The sequence below is a fragment of the Virgibacillus sp. W0181 genome (genome assembly GCF_051846915.1).
Classification (GTDB): Bacteria; Bacillota; Bacilli; order Bacillales; family Amphibacillaceae; genus JBPYCR01.
This window is the reverse complement of sequence record NZ_JBPYCR010000001.1, coordinates 217,209-229,591: the sequence shown is the minus strand read 5'-3', so window position 1 is coordinate 229,591 and position 12,383 is coordinate 217,209. Positions and strand designations below refer to the sequence as shown.

The window sequence follows — 12,383 nt, the reverse complement described above, 5'->3', positions numbered from 1 at the left end:
AGCTGTGGGAGTATCAGAAATACAATTAACGAAAAAGAAGTCGTTTGTGTGATTGGTGCCTCAGGTTCAGGTAAAAGTACATTCCTGCGTTGTTTGAATTTACTGGAGGATGTCACGTCAGGAAGCATCGAAATAGACGGGGTTGATTTGACCAATCCGAAACCAAATATTAATGAACTCCGAATTCAGGTTGGTATGGTGTTTCAGCACTTTAACTTATTTCCGCATATGACTGTGTTGGATAATATTGTGCTCGGACCGATGAAAGTAAAGAAAATTACTCGGGCAGAAGCAGAAGCAACAGCTAAAAGTTTACTAGAAAAAGTTGGTCTGGCGGATAAAGTAAATGTATATCCCGGAAGTTTATCCGGTGGCCAAAAACAACGAGTTGCAATTTCGCGCGCGTTGGCAATGAATCCGAAAGTAATGTTATTTGACGAGCCAACATCCGCCCTTGACCCGGAATTGGTCGGGGAAGTATTGGGTGTTATGAAAGATTTGGCTCAAGAAGGAATGACAATGGTCGTTGTAACCCACGAGATGGGCTTTGCCAGAGAAGTTGGCGATCGGGTCTTGTTCATTGATGAAGGTATTGTGAGAGAAGAAGGCGAACCGAATGAAATGTTCAAAAATCCGAAAAGTGAACGTCTACAATCGTTTTTAGGGAAAATTTTATAAATTACACGAAAACATTCTTAATTTTATTCGTTATCCATTCAAAAAGATAGCAAAGCAACACCAAGAATACGTTACGGCGCATTCTTGGTGTTTTTTATGTGCGGTGGAAAGTATGGTAAACTTCACGCGGGAGGCCGCCGTGTGCCCGAAAAGTATGGAATGTGGCTGTTTAGGTCACGCAGGATGCCGCCACGTGCCCGAAAAATATGGAATGTGGCTGTTTAGGTCACACGAGAAGTCGACACGTACCTTAAACTGGAATACTTAATGTATTCAAGTTTAGGGGTTATTTTATGTCTAAAGAAGTAATAGATTAAAAAATAACGATAAAAATGTATTGATAAACAATAAATTGTGTTAAAATCAAATTAGAAATAAACAATTGAGGTGCTTTTTATGAAAGGAGAAACAATCTTTTTAAAGTTCATTGTTGTTCTTATGGGACTTCCTGTACTTACTTTATGTATATTTGTATTGCCTAAAATAGCTGCATTTTTTGCAGAATTAAATCCAACGTTAGATTATTTGCAGTATCTCTTTTTAATCGGATTGTATGTAACGGCAATAGCATTTTTTGTTGCATTGTACCAGACGTTAAGACTTTTAAGCTATATTGACAAAAACCGGGCATTTTCGGATTTATCGGTCAGTGCTTTAAAGAATATTAAATACTGTGCCATTACCATCGGCGCCATATATGTCGTATTGATGCCACTCATATATCTCATGGCAGAGGTAGACGATGCTCCAGGAATCATATTAATTGGAATGGTCATTATTTTTGGTTGCATGGTGATTGCAGTCTTTGCTGCTGTTCTTCAAAAGCTATTAAAAAATGCCATCCATATAAAAGCGGAAAATGATTTAACGGTCTGAGGTGAATAAACATGGCGATTATAATCAATATGGATGTAATGCTTGCTAAAAGGAAAATCAGCGTAACAGAACTTTCGGAAAAAGTGGGAATAACAATGGCAAATATTTCAATTTTAAAAAATGGAAAAGCAAAAGCGATTAGATTTTCTACTTTAGAAGCTATATGCAAGGCATTAGACTGTCAGCCTGGAGATATTTTAGAATACCGAAGCGATGAAGGCACCGAAGATTTATAAAAAGGAGAAGTGAATAAATGAAAAACGGTGGTAAATCTATACACGTTACTCGTGATTCTTTCGGTTTCATTACGGAGGTTGGACAGAGGAAATCTTTGGTCGCACAACTCAACAAAACACTAAAACAACTAATTCGTTTTGGTTGCGAGCAGGCACTATCCTGTTTGTTTCCTGTAGTTGTTTTTGCCTCTTTGGCTCTTACACAAATTGTACCACTTCCTTTCCTACCACGGTACGACTGGCTACTCATTATCTTCCTTCTAATGCAGATCTGGATGGTGCGTTCAGGACTTGAAACACGGGACGAACTAAAAGTGATCACACTGTTCCACCTTATAGGACTTGCTCTTGAGATTTTTAAGGTACATATGGGTTCCTGGTCTTATCCAGAGGAAGGTATGTTTAAAATACTTGGAGTTCCTTTGTATAGCGGATTCATGTACGCAAGTGTAGCTAGTTATCTTTGCCAGGCGTGGAGAAGATTAAAGGTAGAATTGGTTAGGTGGCCTCCGTTTTTGGTAGTTGTACCTCTTGCAGCTGCAATTTATTTGAACTTTTTCACCCACCATTATTGGATGGATGTTAGGTGGGTCTTAGCTGGACTCGTCATTATCGTTTTTTGGCAGACATGGGTCACCTACGACGTTGGCGGAGCGCTTTACCGTATGTCACTCGCACTTTCTTTTGTGCTCATCGGATTTTTTGTATGGATAGCCGAAAATATAGCAACGTTTTTTGGGGCTTGGAAATATCCAAACCAAACCGATGCATGGAGTCTCGTTCATCTAGGAAAGGTAAGTTCATGGGTTTTATTAGTAATTGTTAGTTTTCTTATCGTAGCGACGTTAAAGCAAGTTAAGGGAAAATTTCGCTAATAAAGGGAGTACTAAATGTGCTTTTACATTCTTGGAAAACTAGAATACCTGATTGGAATTCATTAAAAAATGGAAACGCTCGACAGCACAGGAGCAACGCTCGTCAACATGACAGCAACGCTCACCAGCAGAGGAGTAACGCTCGTCAGCGCAGGAGCAACGCTCGTCAGCATAGGAGCAACGCTCGTCAGCATGAGAGCAACGCTCGTCAACATAGGAGCAACGCTCGTCAGCACAGGAGCAATGCTCGTCAGCATGAGAGCAACGCTCGTCAACATGACAGCAACGCTCATCAGCATAGGAGCAACGCTCGTCAGCATGAGAGCAACGCTCGTCAGCACAGGAACAACGCTCGTCAGCATGGGAGCAACGCTCGCCACAGTGTAAGCAACGCGCATCAAGGCAATGTAATCATCCGCCAATAACACCAAATGAATACCTTTTCATAAATACTGTAAATGTTTGTTCGAAATGTTAAACTGAAAAAGTAACGATCATTATATAAGTTTTAAAAATAAATTTTCTTAATTTACTATTCGAAGGGGAATGTTGTATGAGAACAGAGGAATATGTGAAATTGGATGCAACAGCCATGGCGGAATTGATTGCAAAAAAAGAAGTTACACCCATTGAATTATTACAGACAAGTTTTGAACAGTTGGAAAAAGTGAATCCTGAAGTAAACGGGATAGCACACAGCCGAAAAGAGAAAGTAATGAAAGAGGCCGAAAGTCGGTCTTACGAAAATGGACCATTTGCCGGCGTTCCCGTATTAATGAAAGACATCTCGCAAGCTGTAGCAGGAGAGCGACTTACAGGTGGCACTAAACTTCTTGAACAAATAATAGCCGAGCAAGACTCACATTTCACACGAAAATTTCGTGATGCGGGCTTTTTGTTTATGGGGCATACGAAAACGCCGGAATTTGCTTTAAAAAATATAACGGAGCCGCAACTGCATGGAGAAGCACGAAATCCATGGAATACTGACCATTCACCGGGTGGATCAAGCGGGGGATCATCTGCTTTAATTGCTGCTGGTGTTGTTCCGCTTGCAGGTGCCAGCGATGGTGGAGGCTCCATTCGAATTCCGGCATCTTTTACGAGTCTATTTGGGCTTAAGCCAACAAGAGGGAGAACGCCTGTGGGTCCTGGTGCTGGTCGTGCATGGCAAGGAGCGGCAATTGACTTTGTATTGAGCAGAACGGTTCGAGATAGTGCAGCTATGCTTGATGTGCTACAAGTGAATCAGCCGGAAGCAGCATTCCAAGCACCATTATTTACAGGCAGTTATGAAGAAAAAATGAAACAACCATTATCTCAATTAAAAGTTGCTTATACAACGAAATCACCGGTTGGTACGCCAGTTTCTGAAGATGCGAAACAGACGGTAGAAAAAACGGTGAAATGGTTAGAACAACAAGGGCACATCGTAGAGGAAAAAGAAAATGGTGTGGACGGAATTCAACTCATGCATGATTACTTTATAATGAACAGTGGGGAAATGGCTACAGTAATGAAACAATTAGAAAAAGCGTTCGGTAGAGAATTAACAGCAGATGATGTTGAAATAGAAACGTGGATGCTTAATGTTGCAGGTAATTCCGTGTCAGCAGTGGAATTTTCCGAAAGCCTTGCTTCCTGGGATGTTGCCGCTGCTCACATGACTAAGCTGCATGAAACGTATGACTTTTACATTACGCCTTCAAGCGCATTTACTGCCCCAAAGGTAGGGGAGCTATCTTTTTCAAAAGAAGAACAAATGAAATGGCGGACGTTGATCGAGGCAGCGGATAAACAAAAACAGCAAGAACTCATTTATGACATGTTTTTACCAAGCTTGACTTACACACCATTTACGCAACTTGCAAATTTAACCGGACAACCGGCCATGAGCTTGCCGGTTCACATCGCGACTAATGGACTGCCGATAGGAGTACAAGTAATTGCTCAAAAAGGCAGAGAAGATCAGTTATTAAAACTTGCTTATGAAATGGAGCAAACCGATCTTTGGGTAGGGATGAACGGCAATCCGTATTTTGCATAAGACATCTATGACCCTTAATTCAATAACAGATACATTTACACTAGCAACGCGGGTGAGGTATATCTATTATTCATCCGCTACGGTTGAACACTCTGACCACCCAAACAAAAGGAGTTCTAAGCTATCAGATTTCATACGATTGGTATCAGGTAAAATTAACTAGGTTTAAAGTCCGTATAATAGAATATAGACTTTCATTTATGGTAAGGTTGAAGTAGCTAATCGAAATTTACTTCAACGGAGGTGCCAATGGATGGCTACGATCTTAAAACGGAGAAACAAGCGAATTACGATTCCCGATTTCTCAGCAAGTGATTTGCCTCTTAATGAGGTTTCAGAAGATATACAAGAAATTATTAAACTAGTTCAATTATCGAAAAAGGATATTGAACATTTGACCCTTATAGATGAGTTGATGGAAGAACACGCCCCAATTATTGCCGATCGGCATTATGCAATGATCATGGATATACCCGAGATTCGGACTATCTTTAACGAATATACAACATATGATCGTTATGTGACCGCCATTATCCATTATTATAAGCAACTGACAAAACCGCAATTTAACAACGAATATATTGCATACCGTAAAAAAATAGGAAAGATTCATAGTCAAATTAAATTGACGGAAGAATGGTATATTGGATCGTATACACGTGTTTTCGAATATTTGATTCCGTTTATTACTGCTCGCTTCCAGTCGAATCCACATCAACTTGCTAATATATTAGTGGCGCTGCAACGTATGATAACTTTTGATACGATTCTGGTATTGGAGGCTTATAAAGAAGCGAATGATTATGAACGAATTGAAAACATCAGTGATGCGATGGATGAAATAACTAAAATTGATGAAGTGGGTAATTTACTAACCGTTGTACACCAGACGACAAATGAAACAAATGATGTTAATCAGGCAACACAACAATTAAATAAATCGGTAGATGACATTGCGAAAAACGCGAATAATGCTTCGGAACAAACGAATATGATGGTAAAACAGGCGGGTGAAAGTAAAGCAGTAGTCGAATCATCGCTAACCGGATTTTTAGAGATGATCCATGACTTTCAACAATCGAAGGATAATTTTCAGCAGTTGACGGATAAAGTGAATAATATATCCGAAGTGATCGATTTTATAAAAAATATTGCCGATGAAACGAATTTGCTCGCATTGAACGCCTCAATTGAAGCGGCACGTGCAGGTGAACACGGACGTGGATTTGCTGTTGTCGCGAGCGAAGTGCGTAAACTTGCAGAACAAACGAAAACTTCAGTTGAAAATATTACGACAGAAATTGTTGATGTACAAAGGGAGTCAGCTCACGTTAGTAAAGATATAGAAAATTTTTCTGAAACGTTAAGTAAACATGTAGAACAGACAAACGTATCGATGAAAGCCATTGATCAAATCATGCAGCACGTAGATGAGGTTAATCAAGCTATTAATACCATTGCTACGATTACGGTGCGAGAAGCGGAAGCAACAGAGGAAATTACGAATAAAATGAATACGTTAAAAGGGCACTTTGATAACACGAAAGAATTAACAATGTTAACAGGTAAATCCGTATACACTGCTGGGCTGGGAGTGGATAAAATAAGAAAAGGTTCATTAAAGGACATAAAATCCCTGACTGAAAAGCAGCAAGAAAGAATATCGGAGACAGAACGAAAGATACACGCATGGATGCAATATAATAAAGAAATTGGATTCGACCAATCAGTCAAGAATGGAAGTTTTGAAAAATAATTAAAGCTAGTATGAGCAATACATATATGAATATACGTATAAACGACTGATCTTGGTCGAATTCTAGTCTATGATACTATTTAGAGAGCATGAGTTTTCATGCTCCCCCACCCCATTTTTGACATTCACACGACAGGTCATGTATCATTTCTCCTTACCCCTTCCTGCCTAATTGAAACAAGTTTCTTATCCAACATTAACCCACACTTACTTACTGACCATTGACATCTAATTAGATTGATCGTAAGCAATAGGATATCTTGATAGGCAATTAAACCATTTTATTCGCGGGTTCGGATGAAGATGCCTTTTTTTTCAAGGTCAGAAAGTATAAAAATTTTGCGCATAGTTGTCTAGCTTAAGCGCCCAGCCCCTCGAGGTCTTAAGCAAGAATTCTTCGTGACAAAAACCGTCACTACGAATTCTTGCTTAAGCTTGTCGGGGCTGAACAGGGCGCTTGCGCTTTTCTTAGTTGATTTCGGTGATGAATGACGTTAATTTCTGCTCCAATCGTTAAGATCAATCCTGTTAAGAAAAACCAGATCATTAAAATAATAATTCCGCCCATGCTTCCATATGTTGCTGAATAATTACCGAAGTTACTCACGTAAAAAGAAAACCCTAACGAAATCAAAATCCATAACGTACTTGCAGTTAGCGCACCCGGAATAATATGTTTAAATGGTATCTTTTTATTTGGCGCAAAGTGGTAAAGAGCTAGTAAAATGAATCCGATGATCAATATGCTAAATACCCACCTGGCAAATTGTAAAAGGATCACCATAGATGAACTGATGCCAATCCAAGAGTCAAAAAAATCAATGATGACGTTTCCGAATATTGGCAGTAGGATGGAAATGATAATGGATGCAATCATTCCAAGCGTAAGGACGATGGCAAGGAGTCTAACCTTTATAAACGACCTTGACTCATCCACTTCATATGCTTCGTTGACTGCTTTGATGAAGGCGTTAATTCCATTGGAGGTAGCCCATAAAGAACCAATGATCCCAAAGGTAAGCAGCCCTCCGCGCGGCGTTTCAATGATATTAACAATGTTTTCGGAAAATATGGTAGCGATCCCGCTTGGTAATAGGTCCTCTAATAGAGATATGATATTTTGCGGATCAATATTTAAATAGGGAATGATCGTAAAACATACGATAAGTAATGGAACGATGGAAAGTAAATAGTAATATGCTTGGGCAGCAGCAAGCAGTGGTATGTTATCTTTTTTAACCTCAATTTTTAGTGCTTTTACATAATTTACTAGAGTTGTCATGTAAAATCCTCCAATAATATAATCGTATACGGATTATATACCCTTATTTTATTTAAACAAACGGCGTAAATACTGACAAAGAAGGGTATGATAAAAATTAAGCATTTCAAATTGGAGTACAGTATAAAAATTAGTGCTCATGTACATTCTGTATATGTATAGAAGTGAATAACACAAGTTGTATTCTAATGAGTGCTTTTAGTATAGTTAATGTAGATGATGAAGATTGTTAATTTGGGAGGATTATAGATGCTTGAATATAGTGAAAAGCTTGAAAAAGTATTAAACAACATAAATCAAATCATTATTGGAAAAGAAAACATTGTGACACTAAGCATTGTCGCATTGTTGGCACGTGGGCATGTGTTATTGGAAGACGTACCTGGAGTAGGGAAAACAATGCTCGTACGAGCGCTTGCGAAATCTCTTGATTGCTCCTTTAATAGAGTTCAATTTACTCCTGATTTATTACCTTCTGATGTTACCGGTGTATCCATATTTCATCCTCAAAAACTAGAGTTTGAGTTTCGCAGTGGACCAATTTTTGGAAATATTATTTTGGCAGATGAAATTAATCGAACATCGCCGAAAACACAATCCGCATTATTGGAAGGAATGGAAGAGCAAAGTGTAACTGTCGATGGTACAACGATGTCCTTGAATGATCCGTTTTTTGTAATGGCAACACAAAACCCGATCGAATATGACGGAACGTATACACTTCCGGAAGCACAACTGGACCGATTTCTTTTTAAATTAAACATGGGTTACCCTGATTTTAATGAAGAAATGCAGCTACTCAATCGTTCTTCAGGCGATCAGCAGCTTGAAAGCATTTTGCCTGTTTTGAGTAAAGAAGACTTACTCAAAATCCAAAAAGCAGTTCAAACCGTATATATTGCTGAAAATGTCCAACGTTATATTGTCCAGTTGGCTACAGAAACGAGGAATCATCAGCATGTTCGGTTAGGCGTCAGTCCGAGAGGTTCCATCGCTTTAATGGAAGCGGCAAAAGCATATGCTTATATTTCCGGTCGTGAATACGTTCTTCCGGATGATGTGAAATATTTGGCGCCATTTGTATTTACTCATCGGATGCGATTAAGTGCTGAAGCCGGTTATGAAGGATTTACGAGTGATCATGTGATAGATGAAATTATTGAAAGTTGTGATATACCGATTCGAAAGGAAACAATTTAATGAAAACGGGTTTGCGAACATTTGTCGGTTTTGTTTTAATTATTGTGCTTTTGATTGCCTTGTTTTCCTACGCTATGTTTCAAGGTGGATTTGTAAGCTGGTTTTTATTTTTTAGTTTTTTTCCAATTGGTATTTATCTTATTAGCCTGTCTCTTTATCCAATTTCGAACTGGAAAATAACAAGAGAGCTATCACGCTCCGTTGTACAGGCTGGCGAAAAAATTACTGTGACGATTACCGCAAGAAGGCTTGTTCCCTATCCACTTGCTTATTGTCTGTTGGAGGATATGTTACGTACGGGATTTAAAGAGGATCCTTGCGATAATAAGAAAGCTCAATTGATGAAAGAGCCTTTGCACATGAAAGAAACAGGGAAAACACTCCTTTTTCCATGGTTCCAGAGGACTATACACTATACGTATGAAATCGATGCTGTAACTCGTGGAGAGCATTACTTCACGCATCTGTACGTGGAAACTGGAGATCTGTTTGGATTTATTCAAAAAAAACATATGCGACCGCTGCATGATGAATTAATTGTTTATCCACGCAAGCGTGCGATTCGCATAAAGAAAGTACTTAATGAAGAAAAGGACGTTTCGACATCCGTGTTTGCTAAACCGTCAAACGATGTGCGAAGCAGTCGGGAATATGTGCCAGGGGATAACTTATCTTGGATCGATTGGAAACAAACAGCTCGGAAAAGTAAAATGATGACGAAAGAGTTCGAGCGAGAGGAAAAAAGCGGCAAACATATCATTTTGAATGCATCGGATTATAATGGGAATGCACTTGCATTTGAAGCAGCAGTTGAATTGGCTTTTTCTATTATCAACAGTAAGTGGAATGATCCGGCTACATTTACAACAATCGGAGCCACAACAGCTTCTTTTCCTGTGTTTAAAGATGCCGATGCACAGGAAAATATTGCTCGTCATCTAACAAGCCTTCAACCCCGTGGCAATCAGTTTTCTCTCGTTTTTAAAGTAACGCTTATCCAGCAAAAACGTACTTCCATTAACATTCTTATTACACCACGACTGGATAAGCAGATGGCAGAAACGATTGTTCAAATGATACAGCAGCTTTACTCGATCACGGTTATTTTCGTTCGATTTGAAAAAACGACTTCCGTTGCTGAACAAGAGCTAATTCATATGCTACGGAAGAGACAAGCGAACGTTTATACAGTTTCGGAAAAGCAATGGAGAAAAAAGGTAATTGAGGTGAATGCATAATGACCGACAGCCGTGCAGTCCCATTTTTTTATTCCGTATTTATTTATTTGTGCGGACTTTTTTTATTTTTGGAGTGGTTGTATCCGTTAAAAATAGTAACAGATACGAGTGATATTACGGTTTTTATCATTTTTACCGTCTTTTGCTTTTTGCTCTCCTTATTTCAAGTTAAATGGTGGATTGCTTTTACATTAAAAGGGGCGGGGCTCCTTTTCATCGTACATGCATTATATGGACGAACACCTTTTTTTAGTGTCATTTGGCTAGAAGAGTTATGGGTGGAAGCGGCTTTTAACATGGAAGCATTCTTTTCCCGCGACTGGTATTTAATGACAGATATGTTTCGGAGCATGTTGTTGCTCGGTTTAATTTGGTTAATGAGTTATTTGGTTTATTATTGGTTCGTTGAAGCGAAACGTATATTTCTGTTTATTTTATTAACCTTTATTTATATAACGATATTGGATACATTTACAGGATACCAAGCCGAAATGGCAGTTATTAGAACGTTCATCCTCGCATTTGTTGCCCTTGGCCTAACAAATGTTATGAAAAAGACGGAACAAGAATCACTCCGTTTATCATGGTTAAAACATTTACCTGCTTGGATCATTCCATTAGCAGTTGTTGTGTCTGTCTCGGCTATAATTGGATATGCTGCTCCAAAGGTCGGTCCACAATGGCCTGATCCTGTACCTTATATAAAGAAAGCTGGGATGAGTGAAGATGAAAAAAATAAAGACGCCGAAATAAAGAAGGCAGGTTATGGAGAGGATGATTCCAGACTTGGAGGTTCTTTTGAACAAGATCATACTCCTGTTTTCCGGGCAGTAGTGGACAGCGAGCATTATTGGCGGGTGGAAACGAAAGACATCTATACAGGAAAAGGATGGATACAATCAAAGGAACCGGCATATGAGACCCAAATGAAGGATAATATTATGTTGCGAACGTTTTCTGATAATACAGACACCATATCTAAAAGGGCTGAAATTGACTTCCAAGGAAACAACCCGATGGAGAAATTAATTTATCCATACGGTATTCGAGAAGTACATACGGAAATAAATACGCAATTGCGTTTGAACAGGGAAACAGAAGCAATTGAAACCAAAGTTGCCGGTGAAACAGTCCGATTGGATAACTATGCGATGACATATGAAGAACCGCAATTTTCGGTTAAGGAACTGCAAAAGGCAACCGCTCAAGACCCACAGCGAATTAAAGACCAATACACCGTGCTCCCGGATAAACTGCCACAACAAGTATATGAACTAGCAGAGGAAGTCGCTGCTTCTAAGATGACCCGGTATGAAAAAGCACTTGCAATAGAACAGTATTTTAACCGGAACGGATTCGTTTATCAGACGGAAAACATCCCGGTTCCTAAAGAGGAAGAAGATTATGTTGATCAATTTTTGTTTGATACGAAACGGGGCTACTGCGATAATTTTTCCACGTCGATGGTCGTCATGCTTCGTACATTGGACATACCAGCAAGGTGGGTGAAAGGATTTACGAGCGGCGAAAAAATAGGCGAGGTTGAAGATGGGCAGGACGAAATGGACATTTATGAAATCACAAATGCCAATGCCCATTCTTGGGTGGAAGTGTATTTTCCGGAAATTGGCTGGGTGCCGTTCGAGCCAACACAAGGATTCAATAATTTAGCTGATTTTTACAGCGAAACTCCGACCGATAATGAGCCGGATGAGGAAGAAAATGAGCCAGAATCTAATGATGAAGAAGAGGAAGAAAAGGAGCAGGAAAAACCGACAGACAGTAAAAACAGCGCGGCCTGGAAATATATCATTGCAGGCATTATCGTTAGTAGTCTTATTTCTATTATTATTTATAGAACACGATTCCGTTGGCAAACGTTGTTATTAACAAAAAAATTGGAGCATAATAACAATGTCAAAACTTATGAACAAGCATACCTTCATTTGTTAAACGTTCTACGTGTTAAAGCTGTCGCCAAAAGACCAGATCAGACGTTAAGGGAGTATGCGAAAATAATCGACCAAAAATACGGCACAAACGAAATGGAACTTCTAACAAATTATTATGAACAAATGTTATATAATGATAAACTAAAGAACATAAATGGCGAAACATTTTTTCATGTTTGGAAGCGACTTATGAAACAAATCTTCTCATAAAAAATTTCAACTTGCGAATTCAGGCAAAAGTAA

11 protein-coding genes are annotated in these 12,383 nt (G+C 39.1%); 10 read left to right on the top strand and 1 reads right to left on the bottom strand.

What is annotated here, in order from left to right; translation table 11 throughout:
* The first annotated feature begins 12 nt into the window (after positions 1-12).
* From ACLIBG_RS01100 to ACLIBG_RS01070, 7 genes are all read left to right on the top strand, one after another.
* Complete coding sequence (locus ACLIBG_RS01100) at positions 13-678, top strand: amino acid ABC transporter ATP-binding protein (RefSeq protein ID WP_439310887.1); 666 nt, start codon at positions 13-15, stop codon at positions 676-678.
* 396 nt (positions 679-1,074) lie between these two features.
* Positions 1,075-1,554 carry a DUF2975 domain-containing protein gene (locus ACLIBG_RS01095; RefSeq protein ID WP_439310840.1) on the top strand — a complete coding sequence of 160 codons (480 nt, stop codon included), beginning with the start codon at positions 1,075-1,077 and terminating at the stop codon, positions 1,552-1,554.
* A gap of 11 nt (positions 1,555-1,565) precedes the next feature.
* Positions 1,566-1,790: a helix-turn-helix domain-containing protein gene (locus ACLIBG_RS01090; protein ID WP_439310839.1), complete on the top strand. Its 225-nt coding sequence runs from the start codon at positions 1,566-1,568 to the stop codon at positions 1,788-1,790.
* Positions 1,791-1,807: 17 nt separating this feature from the next.
* Positions 1,808-2,665, top strand: a complete 858-nt coding sequence (locus ACLIBG_RS01085; RefSeq protein ID WP_439310838.1) for a DUF817 domain-containing protein — start codon at positions 1,808-1,810, stop codon at positions 2,663-2,665.
* A 69-nt stretch (positions 2,666-2,734) separates the two neighbouring features.
* Positions 2,735-3,052 carry a hypothetical protein gene (locus tag ACLIBG_RS01080; protein ID WP_439310837.1) on the top strand — a complete coding sequence of 106 codons (318 nt, stop codon included), beginning with the start codon at positions 2,735-2,737 and terminating at the stop codon, positions 3,050-3,052.
* A 166-nt stretch (positions 3,053-3,218) separates the two neighbouring features.
* Positions 3,219-4,712 (top strand): amidase, encoded by a 1,494-nt coding sequence (locus tag ACLIBG_RS01075; protein WP_439310836.1) that lies wholly within the window; start codon positions 3,219-3,221, stop codon positions 4,710-4,712.
* Between the two features lie 253 nt (positions 4,713-4,965).
* On the top strand, positions 4,966-6,468 hold the full coding sequence (locus ACLIBG_RS01070; protein ID WP_439310835.1) for a methyl-accepting chemotaxis protein: 1,503 nt from the start codon (positions 4,966-4,968) through the stop codon (positions 6,466-6,468).
* Positions 6,469-6,883: 415 nt separating this feature from the next.
* Here ACLIBG_RS01070 and ACLIBG_RS01065 read toward each other — a convergent pair whose 3' ends face one another.
* The gene (locus tag ACLIBG_RS01065) at positions 6,884-7,750 is read right to left on the bottom strand and encodes a YihY/virulence factor BrkB family protein (protein ID WP_439310834.1); all 867 of its coding nucleotides are present in this window, start codon (positions 7,748-7,750) and stop codon (positions 6,884-6,886) included.
* Positions 7,751-7,999: 249 nt separating this feature from the next.
* Here ACLIBG_RS01065 and ACLIBG_RS01060 point away from each other — a divergent pair, with 249 nt between their 5' ends.
* The 3 genes from ACLIBG_RS01060 to ACLIBG_RS01050 are packed head-to-tail and all read left to right on the top strand — an operon-like array spanning position 8,000 to position 12,350.
* Positions 8,000-8,950: an AAA family ATPase gene (locus tag ACLIBG_RS01060; protein ID WP_439310833.1), complete on the top strand. Its 951-nt coding sequence runs from the start codon at positions 8,000-8,002 to the stop codon at positions 8,948-8,950.
* Positions 8,950-10,188 (top strand): DUF58 domain-containing protein, encoded by a 1,239-nt coding sequence (locus ACLIBG_RS01055; protein WP_439310832.1) that lies wholly within the window; start codon positions 8,950-8,952, stop codon positions 10,186-10,188. Before ACLIBG_RS01060 ends, ACLIBG_RS01055 begins: the two co-directional genes overlap by 1 nt.
* Positions 10,188-12,350 (top strand): transglutaminase TgpA family protein, encoded by a 2,163-nt coding sequence (locus ACLIBG_RS01050; protein ID WP_439310831.1) that lies wholly within the window; start codon positions 10,188-10,190, stop codon positions 12,348-12,350. Before ACLIBG_RS01055 ends, ACLIBG_RS01050 begins: the two co-directional genes overlap by 1 nt.
* Positions 12,351-12,383 lie beyond the last annotated feature (33 nt).